The 15253-nt window shown below is 47.3% G+C and carries 14 protein-coding genes; 3 read left to right on the top strand and 11 right to left on the bottom strand.

Annotated features, from left to right (window positions below; translation table 11 throughout):
- Positions 1–42: 42 nt before the first annotated feature.
- From RQM65_RS18415 to dnaA, 5 genes are all read right to left on the bottom strand, one after another.
- On the bottom strand, positions 43–1836 hold the full coding sequence (locus RQM65_RS18415; RefSeq protein ID WP_314017130.1) for a fibronectin type III domain-containing protein: 1794 nt from the start codon (positions 1834–1836) through the stop codon (positions 43–45).
- Positions 1837–1950: 114 nt separating this feature from the next.
- Positions 1951–2661, bottom strand: coding sequence for an acetyltransferase (locus RQM65_RS18410; protein ID WP_314017129.1), 711 nt, complete (start codon positions 2659–2661; stop codon positions 1951–1953).
- Positions 2662–2968: 307 nt separating this feature from the next.
- A complete protein-coding gene (locus tag RQM65_RS18405) occupies positions 2969–3694 on the bottom strand; it encodes an SAM-dependent methyltransferase (protein WP_314017128.1) in 726 nt (241 codons plus the stop codon).
- A gap of 15 nt (positions 3695–3709) precedes the next feature.
- Positions 3710–4159, bottom strand: coding sequence for a low molecular weight protein-tyrosine-phosphatase (locus RQM65_RS18400; protein WP_314017126.1), 450 nt, complete (start codon positions 4157–4159; stop codon positions 3710–3712).
- 258 nt (positions 4160–4417) lie between these two features.
- A complete protein-coding gene (gene dnaA / locus RQM65_RS18395; RefSeq protein WP_314017124.1) occupies positions 4418–5842 on the bottom strand; it encodes a chromosomal replication initiator protein DnaA in 1425 nt (474 codons plus the stop codon).
- A gap of 203 nt (positions 5843–6045) precedes the next feature.
- Here dnaA and RQM65_RS18390 point away from each other — a divergent pair, with 203 nt between their 5' ends.
- Positions 6046–6444: an acyl-CoA thioesterase gene (locus RQM65_RS18390; RefSeq protein ID WP_314017122.1), complete on the top strand. Its 399-nt coding sequence runs from the start codon at positions 6046–6048 to the stop codon at positions 6442–6444.
- On the opposite strand, the gene RQM65_RS18385 is transcribed toward RQM65_RS18390, so the two are convergent.
- The 4 genes from RQM65_RS18385 to ribD form a co-directional block, all read right to left on the bottom strand.
- Positions 6441–7055 carry an IMPACT family protein gene (locus tag RQM65_RS18385; protein ID WP_314017120.1) on the bottom strand — a complete coding sequence of 205 codons (615 nt, stop codon included), beginning with the start codon at positions 7053–7055 and terminating at the stop codon, positions 6441–6443. The genes RQM65_RS18390 and RQM65_RS18385 overlap by 4 nt on opposite strands.
- Positions 7055–7918 carry an EamA family transporter gene (locus tag RQM65_RS18380; protein WP_314017119.1) on the bottom strand — a complete coding sequence of 288 codons (864 nt, stop codon included), beginning with the start codon at positions 7916–7918 and terminating at the stop codon, positions 7055–7057. Before RQM65_RS18380 ends, RQM65_RS18385 begins: the two co-directional genes overlap by 1 nt.
- A 1-nt stretch (position 7919) precedes the next feature.
- Positions 7920–8525: an HAD family hydrolase gene (locus tag RQM65_RS18375; RefSeq protein WP_314017118.1), complete on the bottom strand. Its 606-nt coding sequence runs from the start codon at positions 8523–8525 to the stop codon at positions 7920–7922.
- 146 nt (positions 8526–8671) lie between these two features.
- On the bottom strand, positions 8672–9739 hold the full coding sequence (gene ribD, locus RQM65_RS18370) for a bifunctional diaminohydroxyphosphoribosylaminopyrimidine deaminase/5-amino-6-(5-phosphoribosylamino)uracil reductase RibD (protein WP_314017116.1): 1068 nt from the start codon (positions 9737–9739) through the stop codon (positions 8672–8674).
- Positions 9740–9769: 30 nt separating this feature from the next.
- Between ribD and prmC the strand changes: the two genes are divergently transcribed.
- Both prmC and ligA read left to right on the top strand, forming a co-directional pair.
- Positions 9770–10642 carry a peptide chain release factor N(5)-glutamine methyltransferase gene (gene prmC, locus RQM65_RS18365; RefSeq protein ID WP_314017114.1) on the top strand — a complete coding sequence of 291 codons (873 nt, stop codon included), beginning with the start codon at positions 9770–9772 and terminating at the stop codon, positions 10640–10642.
- 129 nt (positions 10643–10771) lie between these two features.
- Positions 10772–12781 (top strand): NAD-dependent DNA ligase LigA, encoded by a 2010-nt coding sequence (gene ligA / locus RQM65_RS18360; protein WP_314017112.1) that lies wholly within the window; start codon positions 10772–10774, stop codon positions 12779–12781.
- A 234-nt stretch (positions 12782–13015) separates the two neighbouring features.
- Here ligA and RQM65_RS18355 read toward each other — a convergent pair whose 3' ends face one another.
- Together RQM65_RS18355 and RQM65_RS18350 are read right to left on the bottom strand one after the other, a co-directional pair.
- Positions 13016–13183 carry a lmo0937 family membrane protein gene (locus RQM65_RS18355; RefSeq protein WP_314017110.1) on the bottom strand — a complete coding sequence of 56 codons (168 nt, stop codon included), beginning with the start codon at positions 13181–13183 and terminating at the stop codon, positions 13016–13018.
- Between the two features lie 121 nt (positions 13184–13304).
- Positions 13305–15170, bottom strand: a complete 1866-nt coding sequence (locus tag RQM65_RS18350; RefSeq protein ID WP_314017109.1) for a hypothetical protein — start codon at positions 15168–15170, stop codon at positions 13305–13307.
- Positions 15171–15253 lie beyond the last annotated feature (83 nt).

The following is a 15253-nucleotide window of genomic DNA, read 5'->3' as shown; positions in this document are numbered from 1 at the left end:
CGTTGGGTCTGCTTAGAGACGTTATACTTTATTACAATCTTTCTATTTTTTCTTCACCAGTTTCCGAACCTGATCCATTTTTTTGACCTTCGCCTCAAGTTCCGTTATTTTCTTGTCCTGTTGTAAAAGGTAGAGGGTCAGCTCCTCAATTTTCTGTAATAACAAGGCATTCATCGCGCCCACGTCGATACCTTCGGCCTCGACTACTTTGGCACTGGGCACATCCAACAAATGTCCTTTCTCCTGTATGTGTTTCTCCACTTCGTACAGGGTAGGCAGCGAGTATTTTTCCTCGAAGACAAAATCGGGCCAATCGGTCTGTAGCGCGATTTTAACGCGCTCGGCCACCACGCCTCCCGCTACTGCTAGGGTGTAGCCTTGGGTGTCGGTAGTTCCTATACCCATGGTTTGGGCGGCGAATATGTTTTTTGCTTCCCAGTCTACCGTGGGCAAATTCGCATTATCGGAAGTGTAATCTATGACTTCCGTGCCGGTCGCCAAGGTGGTGATGTTCACAGTATTTCCGGCGGCGGACACGTTGCCCGCGGCGTCGATTGCCCTCACTGAAAAGTCATAGGAGGTGCTTTCGGTAAGCGATGTAACCGTATATGATGGGTCCGAAGTGGTCGCTAATATGGTAGCATCTTGGTACACATGGTATTCCGCGATTCCGACGTTGTCCGTAGAGGCCGTCCAGGAGAGTTCCGTTCCCGTGGCCGTTGTGTTTGAAGCCTCTAGTGAGGTAACCGCACTTGGGGCCTCTTGGTCCGAGGCCGGCAGCGTGGTGACGCTGACGGTATTGCCGGCGGCGGAAACATTGCCCGCGGCGTCAATGGCCCGAACCGTAAAGTCATAGGAGGTGTTCTCGGTAAGCGATGTGACCGTATATGAGGTGCCCGCAGTGGTCGTCACTATAACGGCATCCTGGTACACTTGGTATTCCGCGATTCCGACGTTGTCCGTAGAGGCCGTCCAGGAGAGTTCCGTTCCCGTGGCGGTCGTGTTTGAAGCCCCTAGAGAGGTAACCGCACTTGGGGCCTCTTGGTCCGAGGCCGGCAGCGTGGTGACGCTGACGGTATTGCCGGCGGCGGAAACATTGCCCGCGGCGTCAATGGCCCTTACCGTAAAGTCATAGGAGGTGTTCTCGGTAAGCGATGTGACGGTATATGATGGATCCGTAGTGGTCCCAACTATCGCAGCGTCTTGGTACACATGGTATTCCGCGATTCCGACGTTGTCCGTAGAGGCCGTCCAGGAGAGTTCCGTTCCCGTGGTGGTTGTGCCCGAAGCCATCAACGTGGTAACTGCGCTTGGCGGTTCGACGTCCGAGGCCGGCAGAATGGATATATTGTCGATAAAGATGGTATTGCCCGCCGTATTACGGGTAGCCCTGTTGCTGGTGTAGATCCTAATAAGGGGGGAGGTCGAGGTAGCCGTTACGTTGAATACGTATTCCGTCCATTCAGTACCCTGTATAAGGGTAGTAGAAAACCCGGTCATTCCCGACCAGACCGCAAAGGCGGGAGCTGCAGGGCTCGAGACCTGAGGTCCTTCTTTTGCCCAGATGCGGATGGTATATTCATCACCGATTTGGGCATTATAGGTATAGGTCAAAGTACGGCCGTTGGAAGCTGTTGAAACCGCCCGTATCGAAAAATTTCCATCGTGGGGGTCTGTGGCATCCGAAGAAATAACGGCATCCCCGGACCAACCGGTTACGGTATTGGCCTCATTATCGATCGAAGCTGCATTGGCATGGGTATGCGCGTTCTGAGCGCTCAACTTCTTCGCACTGATCAGGCAAAGCGCTAAAAGTAATAGGGGTATTGATTTCATAAGGGTCATTTTATTGCAACGGTATTGAAATCTGTCGCGTTTCTACATGATATTCAAGTAGTAGGCCATAGGGAATGAAAGTGGGGCTTAAGACTTGGTCGCCGGAAGTATCGGTTAGGCACTGACCAGTCTCGCTATATCGGTAATTTTAGGTCTGTAGCCGCTGAGGTAAGATTCGCCCGTTTCTCTCTTTCTTACGATGCGTGCAGGTGACCCATAGGCCACTACATGATCGGGCACATCTTTCACCACCAGCGATCCGGCCCCAATGACCGTATGCTCCATTACCCTGATATGTTCCCGAATAACGGCCCCCGCGGAAACCGCTGAAAATTCTCCTAAGAAAAGTCCGCCTCCGGTGCTGACCCCGCATGCAAAACTTGAAAAGTCGTGCATAAAACCGTCATGCCCAAGGGATGAGTTGGTGTTTACAATGCAGAAATCCCTTATTTGCGCGTTAGAATTCACGATAGCGCCCGGCATGATTACCGTACCTTTACCGACATATACATCCTTCCCGATTATCGCATGTGGATGGATAGCTGTGATAAAATTTAAGTGGGGTGCTATTTTCGAAACCTTGTCAACAACGCGCTTTCTGGTCCAGTTATCCCCTATGGCCACGATACCGCCTACGATATCGTACATTTCAATCAGATAGGGCAGGTCGTGTTCACTGCCCAATATTTCGTAGCCGTTCTGTTTTATTCCTTTTTTCTTAAAGGAATCAATAAATCCCAGTACGTTGTACTTCCCTTCTCTTTCAATACAGTCCAAAATCACACTCCCGTGACCTGAAGCCCCAATGATTACGATGTTTTTCATTTTGATATGTGTTACAATTAATTACTATTTGCATTCAAAGTTGGAAACAGGACAAGGGAATACCAATTGGAAACTGGAATATTACGCTTGGGCAATGGTAGGGGGAAGTATTTTTCGGGGGTATCGTAATCGAACAGGATAGGGGTTTCCTTATCGAACAGTGGGGCGGATAGTTCGACGCTTTAAAGGTGCAAAAAACATTGGCTGGTGCATCCAATATTTGTACGACTGGTTAATAAAAAAGTATAAGTGGTCCGTTATTTACGAAACTCGGATGATTTTTTATTTTTTTAAGGAGGTATTAGATTTACTGCCCTTGAAAAATAAAAATGGCCGGCCTTTTGTGAAGGTCTACTTGTATTTTTTTCCATTCGGCCGCTGTTTTGGTGGCGATATACTCGGTTGACAGGGTAATATCGCAAGCTACGCATAGCGGGGTATTCGAGCGGAGGGTTTTAGCCAGTTCCGTCAAAAGCTTATCGTTGCGGTAAGGTGTTTCGATGAGAATTTGGGCCTGTCCCGAAACTCGGGAAACTTTTTCCAATCTCTTGATGGCGGATTTCCGTTCTGCGGAATCTATGGGCAGATAACCGTTAAAGGCAAAATTTTGTCCGTTCATACCACTGGCCATTAGCGCTAGGGTAATCGACGAGGGTCCGACCAAGGGCACGACCTGAATTTCCTTTTCGTGGGCGATCTTCACGACCTCGGCACCGGGATCGGCAATACCGGGACATCCGGCTTCGGAAATGATACCGACGTCGTAGCCTTGGACGCATGGGTCTAAGAACGTGGGGACTTCCTGCGCTTCGGTAAATTTATTGAGTACTGATATATGGAGGGCGGACTGCGATTTTCCCGAACTTATCCTTTTAATGAAACGACGGGCTGACTTTTCGTTCTCTACGATGTAGTGATTGATGCGCTCGACCGCTTTTTTTATGGAAATGGGCAATACTTCAAACGGCGCGGTTTCACCCAGAGTAACGGGTATCAGATATAATTTCCCCGGACCGTTGTTTTTTTTCACCATTGATAAGTATCTCGATTATAATTTTCTTGCGATGGCATCGCAGGCCTGGTCGATCATCCGATATACCTGCTCAAAACCATCCTCTTCATCGTAATAGGGATCGGGAACTTGCTTTTCGGATATGTCCGCTTCTTCCAAAAGCAATTTTACTTTCGCTGTATCGCTATCGTTCCTCGCCAAAGCGACCACATTCATGTAGTTGCTTTTATCCATGACGTAAATTACATCGAATTTTTCGAAATCCGACGCCTGAAATTGTCTACAACGTTGTTTTTCGATGTTCAACCCGTATTTTCGGGCAACGGCAATGGATCGTGGGTCCGGCGCGTTGCCAATGTGATAGCTGCCGGTACCAGCCGAATCTACATATACATCTTCGGGATTTACCTTGTTTTTAAGGATGCCTTCCGCCAAAGGCGATCTGCATATATTCCCTAGGCAGACCATTAATATTTTGTGTTTCACGTAAAAAGGGATTTTAAAGATTTAAAAATAGAACGATCGGAAAAAAACTTACCTTGAACGCCAACGGATGAAATAAAGGTTATTGCTGTTCGGCCGAACAACGGTTTATGAAAACTAGGGGAGGAGAGATTGAACTTTTAACTTTTGGGCCGTAGGCTATTGTATATGGGCTTCTCTTTCCCTGCGGATAGAATTCGTCGGCTTCCAAATATAAGTATTCACTATCGGTTTTCGCCCGTTGGAACGGGCTTTCGATAACTACGACAACTTCTTGCGAAGATCCTCGATATATTTGCGGAACTGCTTATCGGTTTCGGCCAGGTTATCGACTGTCTTGCAGGCGTGCAGTACCGTGGCGTGATCTCGCTTTCCGATCTGTGAACCGATGCTGGCCAAGGAGGCCTTGGTGAGCTTTTTGGCAAAGAACATAGCCAACTGACGCGCCTGTACGATATGCCTTTTTCGGGTCTTCGACTGAAGGGTGGCCACGTCCATCTCGAAATAATCGGAGACCACTTTTTGAATGTACTCTATAGAAACTTCGCGCTTCGTGTTTTTTACGAATTTTTCGACCACCTGTTGTGCGAGTTCCAAGGTGACCTCTTTCTTGTTGAAGGAGGATTGGGCTATCAAGGAAATCACCGCCCCTTCGAGTTCCCGAATGTTCGATTTGATATTTTTGGCCACATAATCGATAATGTCCTCGGGCATCTCGACCCCGTCACGATAGAGCTTGTTCTTTAGAATGGATACACGGGTCTCGTAATCGGGATTTTGCAATTCGGCGGAAAGTCCCCATTTGAAGCGGGATAAGAGCCGCTGTTCAATATCCTGCATATCAACGGGTGCTTTATCGGAGGTCAAGATTACCTGTTTGCCATTTTGGTGCAGATGGTTGAATATATGGAAAAACACATCCTGTGTCCCGGACTTACCGGAAAGAAATTGTACGTCGTCGATAATCAGCACGTCGATCAACTGATAGAAATGAATAAAATCGTTGCGGGTGTTTTTTTTGACCGATTCGATATACTGCTGGGTAAATTTTTCGGCGGAAATATAAAGTACGGTGCGCTCCGGATACTTATCCTTGATCTCGACCCCGATGGCATGGGCTAAATGGGTCTTGCCAAGCCCGACGCCCCCGAATACCAAGAGCGGATTGAACGACGTACCGCCTGGTTTGTTGGCCACGGCCATTCCGGCCGATCGTGCCAACCGGTTGGAATCACCTTCCAAAAAGTTATCGAAATTGTAGTTGGGGTTGAGCTGTGATTCTATCTTAATATTGCGGATTCCCGGAATCACGAAAGGGTTCTTCAGTTGGGGGTTCTTCGATTTTACGGGCACGTCCATTTCTTGTGAGCCCATAGTACCCCGGTTCGAGCTGGGTATTTTCTCGGTAAAGGGCTCTTTGTTGCCATAGGTGTTTTCCATACGGATGACATACACCAGTTTTGCAGTTTCCCCTAGCTCTTTGGTCAGTGCCACTTTCAAGAGTTTGACATAGTGCTCTTCAAGCCATTCATAAAAAAATTTACTCGGTACCTGTATACTCAAAGCGTTGTCGGTAAGCTTGACCGGCTTGATGGGTTCAAACCATGTTTTGAATGCCTGCGGTTGAATGTTGTCGTTGATAAATACCAAACAGTTGTTCCATACGGAATTTGCAGTAACACCCATGTTAAAATTTGCTTATTTATCGGTTAGAAAAAATATCAGTCGGTCGAAATTCGTCGGAAGGGACTTACTTTCTTGGTGGGCAAATATGTGAACAAAAAAGCTAAAAAAAAAACCGAAGGTCTATTGATTTTGCCCTTTTTTTTCACCATGTTCAGAGCCCTAATTCGAAATCTTTTAAATATAGGATTTTAAAGCTAAACTTGATGAACTTTAACAAAATATCTTTCCGTGTTCGATATGCGGAAACCGATCAGATGGGCGTCGTCTATCACGGGAATTATGCGCAATACCTGGAGCTGGCAAGGGTCGAGTGGTTAAGAGGCTTTGGAATCTCTTACAAAAGTATGGAAGAAAGCGGCATTATGTTGCCAGTTGTTTCCCTAAGTATAAATTTTAAAAAATCGGCCTACTATGACGATCTTATTACGGTAGAGACCCGGCTCAAAAAGCCTCCCTTGGTCAAGATAGAATTCGACTATACAATTTATAACGAAAAGGATGAAATTTTGGCGGAGGCGAACACCGTTTTGGCTTTCTTGGACAAGGAAACCAAGCGTCCTATTAAATGTCCCGATTATGTCTTGGAAAAAATAGAATCCTAATCAACTTCCTCGATTTTTACCCCTTGAACGCCCTTAAAATATCCATACACTTCCTCCGAATCCTTCAGGCGGACCGAAATGATCATCTCACAATCCAGTTCCATTTTCTGGGAAACCAAATTAAGCTGCCGTTGTTTGATCGTGCGCATTACGATATCCATTTCCGGATACGCAAAAGATAACCTAAACCGCTGCTGCAGGGTTTTTTTGACGATAACAGCAGCATCCAATGCCATTTGCGCCGTCGCTTTGTAGGCACTGATCAGTCCTCCTACACCCAGTTTCGTGCCCCCGAAAACCCTGGCGACCGCTATTAGCACCTGGGTCACTTCATAGGATTGTATCTGTCCGTATATCGGCATCCCCGCAGAATTGTTGGGCTCCCCGTCATCATTGGCCCTATAGCTAGGATCTACCACCCCAAGCTGCCAGGCATAGCAGACGTGGTTGGCCGAAGAATGTTTGTTTCTTAACGACTCGATGATCGGCTTTACCTCGTCTTCTTTGTTTATCGGAAAGGCATATCCGAAGAACTTGCTTTTTTTGTCCTTGTAGAGCACTTGTTTTGAAGGTTTGGCCAAGGTTCTATAGGTGTCGGAAGAGATATCCATCAGAATAGTGCTATTAATAAAATGCTAATGACCGCCAACCCGATACCGATCCAATTTTTAGAACTGATATGCTCCTTAAAAATAACAATGCCCAAGAGAGTCGAGAACATGACAATGGCCACGTTGTTGATCGTAAAGACCGAAGCACTGTTCAGACTGTCGTGCTGTAGGGCCCGAAGCAAGAAGTAGATGGAGAAATAATTGGGTACGCCAAGGGCTATCCCGCCCAAAACATTCCGATACCCAATTTTGACAGGATTTTTAAGGGATTTAAAAAGGATGAACAGAATGCCGGTAACCGCTGCCGCGGCAAAAACGGTCGCGGAAAAAACAGGATAGTCGTTCTCCTTAATATGGAACTCCTGAATGTACTTGATGCTGGTATCGATAATCCCCGACCCCAAAAAGACCGATAGCGGCAGTAAAAGGGAGATTCTCTGAAAGTTGATCGAGGACTTTTTTACCGCTGTAAAATAAACCGCGGCCAGGGCCAGCACGATTCCAAGTACTTGTAATGCACCCAGTGCTTCACGATAAACTATCACGCCGAACAGTACGGGAACTACGAGGGACATCTTGGTCGCGACCGATGCGACCGAAACCCCTGCTTTTTGGGCCGTAGCCGCCATAAGGTTAAAGACAATAATGAATAGTAGCCCTAAGGCCACGGTGCCTAAAAACCACGATTTTCCGGGAATTTCGGAGAGGGAAACATCCCCCTTATAAAAGAACAGCCCCACCAAACAGGCCACGGCGTAGTTCACGACGATAGCGGCAAGCGTTTCGACCCTATAGCGTGTAAATAGCTTGAAGACCACGAAAATCAAGGAGGACGATAGAATGCTCAGGGCCAGATAGATCACGCTATAATCTGGATTTAAGTTCGACGATATCCTCTTTCCCGACCTGCAGGTGCCAGCTCCGAATACCCAATTTTTCGGCGGCCTCGGTATTCGCCTTGGTATCGTCGATAAAAAAGGTCTCCTCGGCCTTTAGCCCGTTTTCGCCCAGCACGAACTCGAAGATTTCGGCATCGGGCTTTCTGAGCTTGATTTCGTGGGATAGATAGAACTTCTCAAACGCATTCTTGAACCGATTGAACTTTTCGCTTCCCATTATGGTCTCTACATGCGGGATGTGTAGAGCATTGGTATTGCTCAATAGAAAAAGCCGATAATCGCCTTCCTTTGCCAAGGTTTCGATAAAGTGCAGGCGCTCATCGGGAAAATCCAATAACATGCTGTTCCAGATCCGGGTGATTTCTTTGGATGTGGATTCTGGGAACACCTCGCCCAGCTTTTCGATAAATTCTTCCGACGAGATACCACCGACCTCGTACGTATCATTGAGTGCAAGTATTTCCGGGGATAGTTCGGGAATGCCCCCATATTTTTCCAGCTCGCGATGCACCACCTGTTTATCCAAATTGATAAAGATGTCCCCGAAATCGAAGATGATATTTTTAATCATAAAGGTTTATTTTATTAGTTGGACCAGTTTTGTCGATTAAATCTCATTGCAGCTAAGGCTCCATTAAAAATAGCGGTCGGTGCACCTGGCTAGACTTTATGAACCTTCTTGTTGGCAGTTGCATAGCTTGTTTCGGAATATGAACATCACCCAAACCGGTCGTTTTTGTACATCCGTAAAACGTCCGAGCCTATATTTTTTTTCGAAACTACCGACTTCCCCGGTATCGTGGGGGCTTTTAATCCTTTTTTAAAGGAGGATGTTCCCGTAAACAGACGAATTTCGTCCCAAAGACCGGCGTTGCCAAAACTTTGGAGGGTCTGTGCACCGCCCTCGACCAATACACTCAGAATTCCGTATTCATAAAGGATGCTGCAAATTTGTGGGGTTACCTCCTTGGAAAAATCCAGTATCCGATACTCTAGATGGTCCAAATAACGGGAAGTTTCCTCTACCTCGGTAAGGATCAAAGTAGGGTGGCTTCCATCTAGCACGTGATAGTCCCCTTGTATCTTTAGGTTTCTGTCCAGTATCACCCGAAGCGGACTCTCGCCCGTCCACAATCGCACATCGAGTTTAGGGTTGTCGTCCCAGACCGTGGTGGTGCCGACCAAAATCGCCTGTTCTTCACTACGCCACCGGTGGACCAGTTGACGGGAATACGGAGTGCTGATCCAAAAAGGTTCGGGATTTTCATGGCGTTCGATGGGGTCGGGGGCGATAAATCCATCCTCGGTTTCCGCCCATTTTAACAGGATATAAGGGCGCTTCTTTTCATGATAGGTCAAAAACCGCTTGTGGTGCTCGCGACATTCGGGTTCCAAAATTCCCGTGATTACTTGAACCCCGGCCCTACGAAGTTTTTCGATGCCCTGGCCCGCTACTTTTTTGTGGGGATCTTTGAGTCCAACCACCACGGTGGGAATCCGGTGTTCGATAATCAGGTCCGCACAGGGTGGGGTCTTTCCAAAATGGGAGCAGGGTTCAAGGGTCACGTACAAGGTGGACCGCTTCAACAAGGTTTTGTCCGCTACCGAATCAATGGCGTTTACCTCGGCGTGCGGGCCGCCAAAAGCACTTGTATAGCCTTCGCCGATCAATTGCCCGTCGTGAACGATCACAGCACCCACCATGGGGTTCGGGGCGGTAGGTCCCAATCCGCTCCGTCCGATTTGGATGGCCCTTGACATATATTTTTGATGTATATTCACCATGTAAAAATAGGATATTTAAGCCTTAAAGAAATGCTGTTAAAGGAAATCAAGAACATCTTCCACAAGGAACTCGATTCTGCCTACTCCAAGGAGGAAGTGGACAGTTTTTTCTATCTGCTCATCGAACATTATCTCGGGCTCGAACGCTTCGTTTTGGCCCTGCAACCGAATCTGACCGTGACCAAAGAAGAAGAGCAGCCGCTGTTCGAGGCCTTGACCCAGTTGCGGCAGTACCGTCCCATCCAATACATTATCGGAAACGCCCATTTCATGGAAATGGATTTTAAGGTTGATGAAAACGTGCTAGTTCCCAGACCGGAAACGGAGGAGTTGGTCCGATGGATAATCGAGGACTTGCACGGTAAGGACTCGCGCGCGCGAAACGGGTCGCCCAAGATTTTAGATATAGGCACCGGAAGCGGCTGTATCGCGGTTTCGCTGGCGAAAAACCTACCTGCTGCCGAGGTTTTTGCGTTGGATATTTCGGAAAAAGCTTTAGCCATTGCCCAAAAAAATGCAGGGGTCCACCGGGTATGCGTCGAATTCCTAAAGAAGGATATTTTAAATTGGGATTCCCGGGAAACCGAATTTGATATCATCGTTAGCAACCCTCCTTACGTGCGAGAGCAGGAGAAAGGTGCGATGCACAAGAACGTAACATCCCAAGAACCGGAATTGGCCCTTTTTGTTTCCAATGAGAATCCGTTACAATTCTACGAGGCCATCGCCCGTTTTGCCATGAAAGGCCTGAAGGAAAATGGAAGTTTATATCTGGAGATCAACCAATATTTGGCTAAAGAGACCGAACAGCTTCTAAAAAGCCATAATTTTTCGGAAATTGAGCTGCGAAATGATATGTTCGGGAACGAGAGGATGATTAAATGTAGCTATATCAACCTGTAACATTGAAATAATCGGAAATTCTGGAATTTGAAATGAATCGTCCCACTCACTTACTGAACCCCCCATCCGATTAGCTTTAATTCACTAACCCGCTAGTTCGTTAATTTATTAGCTCACTATTTTATTTCCATGACCGACAAAGAACAAATAGAATCCCTACGAGAAGAGCTCCGCGAGCACAACCATAAATACTACGTGCTGGACAATCCCACCATTTCGGACTACGATTTCGACATGAAACTGAAGCAATTGCAGGAGTTGGAAAATCGGCATCCGGAATTTCACGATGCTACCTCGCCGACTTTGAGGGTCGGGGGCGATGTCACCAAGAATTTTAATACCGTCGTGCACGAGCATCGCATGTATTCGCTGGACAATTCGTATTCCAAAGAAGACCTTGAAGATTGGGAAAAGCGCATTCAACGCATTTTGGGCGATGTGAAGGTGGAGTTTACCTGCGAGCTCAAATACGACGGGGCTTCTATAAGCCTGACTTATAAAAAGGGAGAGTTGCAGCGGGCAATTACCAGGGGAGATGGATTTCAGGGCGATGACGTGACCACTAATGTCAAGACCATCCGTTCCGTACCCTTGCGGTTGGAAGGGGATTATCCGGCCAAATTCGATATCCGGGGAGAAATCGTACTTCCTTTTGAGGGCTTCGCTAAAATGAACGCCGAGCGGGTCGCCAATGGGGAAGATCCGTACATGAACCCGAGGAATACCGCGGCCGGCAGCCTGAAGTTGCAAGACAGTGCCGTTGTCGCGCAACGGCCGCTCGATTGCCTGCTGTACGGGATCGTTGGGGAGGAAACGGGTATAACCTCACAATGGCAAATGCTGGAAAAGGCGAGGGAATGGGGATTTAAAGTGCCTACCGTCGCCAAATTGTGCAAGTCCACCTCCGAGGTAATGGCCTTCGTCAATCAATGGGATACCAACCGGCATAATCTGCCTTACGAAACCGATGGGGTAGTGGTTAAGGTCAACAGTCTTCAGCACCAAGAAGAACTCGGATTTACCTCGAAATCCCCACGCTGGGCCATGGCATATAAGTTCCAGGCGCAGCAAGAGTCCACATTTTTAAGGGAAATCACCTATCAAGTGGGGCGTACTGGCGCCATTACCCCAGTGGCCAATCTAGAACCGGTGCTGTTGGCAGGTACGACCGTCAAAAGGGCTTCTTTGCATAATGCGGACCAGATTGCCAAATTCGACATCCGGGAGGGGGACACGGTCTTTGTGGAGAAGGGCGGGGATATTATTCCCAAGATTATCGGGGTCGACTTTACGAAGCGTCCACAGGATTCGGAGCCGACGGTCTACATCGACCACTGTCCCGAATGCGGGACGGAACTCGACCGGCCCGAGGGCGATGCCAAACATTTTTGCCCCAATTATTACGGCTGTCCCCCCCAGATTACGGGGCGCATCCAGCATTATATCTCCCGCAAGGCGATGGATATCGAGGGCATCGGCGGGGAGACGGTGGAATTGTTGTTTAAAGAGGGACTGATAAAAAATTACGCGGACCTGTACACCTTGACCAAAGAACAGATTCTCCCCTTGGAACGCATGGCTGAAAAGTCGGCGGACAACTTGATCAAAGGCATCGCAGAGTCGGCCAAAATTCCCTTTGAACGGGTGCTTTTTGCCTTGGGCATTCGTTTTGTCGGGGAAACGGTGGCAAAGAAACTGGCCCGGGCCTACAAGGATATTGATGCCTTGATGTCCACCTCCGAGGAAGAACTGACTGCCGTCAATGAAATCGGGGAGCGCATCGCCAGATCGGTGACGGAATTTTTTCAAAATGAGTCCAATCGCGAAATAATATCCCGTTTAAAAGGCTATGGCATTCAGTTTTCCCTATCCGAAGAGCAGTTGGAAAATCGGACGGACAAACTCAAAGGCATGAGCGTCGTAGTCTCTGGAGTTTTCGAGACCGTAAGCCGGAACGAGCTCAAGAAGATGATAGAGGACAACGGCGGCAAGGTCAGCTCGAGCATATCGTCAAAGACCGCATATCTCGTCGCGGGGGACAAAATGGGTCCCAGTAAACGCACCAAGGCCGAAAATTTGGGCATACCGATTATTTCAGAGAGCGAGTTTCTGGAAATGATTGCAGTCGATGGAAAGTAAACAATTTCGGGACGAGCCCGCGAGTCATTCGTAAGGGAACAACTTGAATATGTCGCGGCAAGCCTCAAAGCATATAAATCTCGATTATCGAACAAATTACATAAGGTTCCGGTGGAAACGCTGGACAAAATAGCTATAAATGAAATTCGTACAATTGCAATGGGCCAAAGCCAGTAATTGTACGAATTTCAATTGGGCCATTCAACATCCTATTTAAGTAATACCGGTTGAATATTATAGCGGTTTTCGTCCTGAAATGATATTGTACAAAATCACTACGACGGCAATAACGATTAGGATGTGGATTAGACTACTGGTTCCGAGTCCCGGGATAACCTCTAACATTCCCAAGAGCCAGACAATAATACAGATAACGGCAACGAGCCAAAGAAGACCTCTCATAATTATATGGTTTTATGATTATCTTAACAAAATACAACATTTTTGGATATGTTGTTCAATTTAGTCTAAAAAATCCAGTACCGGGTTTTTAATTTGAACCGGATATCCGGCTATTTCACCTTCAATCCTCGCTGTAAAAGACCCGAAACGGTAGTACGTTGGCAGAGCGTTCGCGCAGTCCGATCAGCAGCTCTTTTTTCAGATGATCCCAATCCTCCACGCGATACTCGGAATTGGGATTCCTTAATAGATGGATATCCGTTGTAGGCGTATAGCCAACGCCCAGTTCCTGCGATACCACAACTCCCTGGTCCACGGTTACGTTCGTGATACTGTCCCTGTAAATTCCGAAACAGTAGTGCACAATATCCTGTCGAGTAACTATTCTCCCTCTGGAAAGGACATTCTCACGATAGGCATAAATTTTCTCGCTGGGTGACGGCTCGTTCTCCCCGCCTATGGACCCAGTAATCAAGGTGAGGGAATCGGGCTGAAAGGCCATGCCGCGATCGGCGTTCATTTTTACGTAGGGATTGATTTTGTTGGCCTTTTTTCCAGCGGTCGTCCAGAAATCCACAAAAACATGTCCATCCCGATTGTTCTCGAGCCTGTTTCCGGTTATAATCAGATAGGGCATCCGATGTTTGATATTTTGGTTTAATTCGACCTGCTGCCCGATACGGGACATGATTTTTTTCAATTCTTTTAGATTGTTCTCGATTTTACTATCTCCCAGGGCAGTAAAGGCCACACAGTCTTCCTTCAACAAGTCGAGGGTATAGTTCAAGAGCTCGGACGAATCGCGCTCATCGAACTTGGCGACTCCACCGAAACGCAGGTAGGCCTGCGTTTGCCCATCGTCTTTACGATTGCCGCTCCGTTGAAAATAGGTGGTGCCCGAGTCTCCGACGATCGATTGGATATCGAAAAAGTAATCCTCCCCTGTTTCTAGAGGCAGGATATTGAAAAAGGGCTGAAGACGTTTGTTCGAGCTGAGCGATTTTTTATTGAGCACTGGAAAGCAGTTGATATGGCAATGTAAATGCTCGAGCATGGCGGGGGGTACGGGGGTATAAAATTCGATTTTGATCCATAGCAGGGGCTCTTCGAACTCCTTTAGCTGCTTGTCGGTCAAGAATTCCGTGAAAGCTTCTGGATATTTCTTTACATTTTTATTGACTTCCAAGGGACTTTCAATGGTATAAAAGTGTTGGTCGTAAAACTTCTTTACATAGTTTTCATAAAAATGCATTTTAGTGGAGATGGACTTGTTGACGTACTTACTGATGTCGTCACTGTTATTCCCCTTGTCATTGTATCCTTTCTTTATTTGAAGGGTTTCCCCGTTGAGGGACCAATGGGCGATTCCGATGTGATGTGCCAATACTTGTTTGTGGGAAAAATTGAGCAGGTCAAAATAACATAGGAGCTGATCGATGTTCTTGACACCTTTTCCCGGACGGATGGCCAGATAGATGCAATTATTTTCAGGAGTACCGCTGAAATCCTTTTCGGCCAAGAAAGGAAGGTTCTGTTGGTTGCCGTATTGCAGCACCTTGGCCGGAGAGGCGATATAACTCAAATCACAATTGTTGAGTTTGAATTCCCCTGCCGGACAGAAGTAAATATCCTCAAAGCCGTTTTTGTCCATGTTCGTGAATATGGGTGTTCGCTTTCGATGGTAGAATTGGCTGTGCTCGTTGATAACCACATGCGCATCCAGGGGAAGGGCATGCATCACGGCATGGGCCGGTTTTGCGGTCACGGAAATCTCGGGGGTCAAGAGATCGACCAGGCGTTCGGTCACTTGGGTTCGACTGGATTTGATGGCGTTGGATAGGCGTTCGAATTCATGGGCGCAAGCATCGAAAAGAAGACTCGCAATCGGGTCGAAAGAAGATTCGATTTCCATTTCATCGACGCCCCAGTCCTGTGCCGCCCGGCGTATCAAACGGTCTTTAATCTCTTCTTTTGTTAAGGTATCCATTCAAGTTTATTTTTCGACTGACGACTGACGACTGACGACTGACGTTCATCCTTTTTCATGTCTCTGTCCTTTATCCTACTTTC

The sequence above is a fragment of the Pricia mediterranea genome (genome assembly GCF_032248455.1).
Lineage (GTDB): Bacteria > Bacteroidota > Bacteroidia > Flavobacteriales > Flavobacteriaceae > Pricia > Pricia mediterranea.
Note: the sequence above shows the minus strand (reverse complement) of the source record. Positions and strands in the feature narration are given on the sequence as shown.

Bases quoted from the DNA above. Each gene is read 5' to 3' on its own strand.
- RQM65_RS18415 (WP_314017130.1), bottom strand. From the start codon at position 1,836: ATGAAATCAATACCCCTATTACTTTTAGCGCTTTGCCTGATCAGTGCG.
- RQM65_RS18410 (WP_314017129.1), bottom strand. From the start codon at position 2,661: ATGAAAAACATCGTAATCATTGGGGCTTCAGGTCACGGGAGTGTGATT.
- RQM65_RS18405 (WP_314017128.1), bottom strand. From the start codon at position 3,694: ATGGTGAAAAAAAACAACGGTCCGGGGAAATTATATCTGATACCCGTT.
- dnaA (WP_314017124.1), bottom strand. From the start codon at position 5,842: ATGGGTGTTACTGCAAATTCCGTATGGAACAACTGTTTGGTATTTATC.
- RQM65_RS18390 (WP_314017122.1), top strand. From the start codon at position 6,046: ATGAACTTTAACAAAATATCTTTCCGTGTTCGATATGCGGAAACCGAT.
- RQM65_RS18385 (WP_314017120.1), bottom strand. From the start codon at position 7,055: ATGGATATCTCTTCCGACACCTATAGAACCTTGGCCAAACCTTCAAAA.
- RQM65_RS18375 (WP_314017118.1), bottom strand. From the start codon at position 8,525: ATGATTAAAAATATCATCTTCGATTTCGGGGACATCTTTATCAATTTG.
- ribD (WP_314017116.1), bottom strand. From the start codon at position 9,739: ATGGTGAATATACATCAAAAATATATGTCAAGGGCCATCCAAATCGGA.
- prmC (WP_314017114.1), top strand. From the start codon at position 9,770: ATGCTGTTAAAGGAAATCAAGAACATCTTCCACAAGGAACTCGATTCT.
- ligA (WP_314017112.1), top strand. From the start codon at position 10,772: ATGACCGACAAAGAACAAATAGAATCCCTACGAGAAGAGCTCCGCGAG.
- RQM65_RS18355 (WP_314017110.1), bottom strand. From the start codon at position 13,183: ATGAGAGGTCTTCTTTGGCTCGTTGCCGTTATCTGTATTATTGTCTGG.
- RQM65_RS18350 (WP_314017109.1), bottom strand. From the start codon at position 15,170: ATGGATACCTTAACAAAAGAAGAGATTAAAGACCGTTTGATACGCCGG.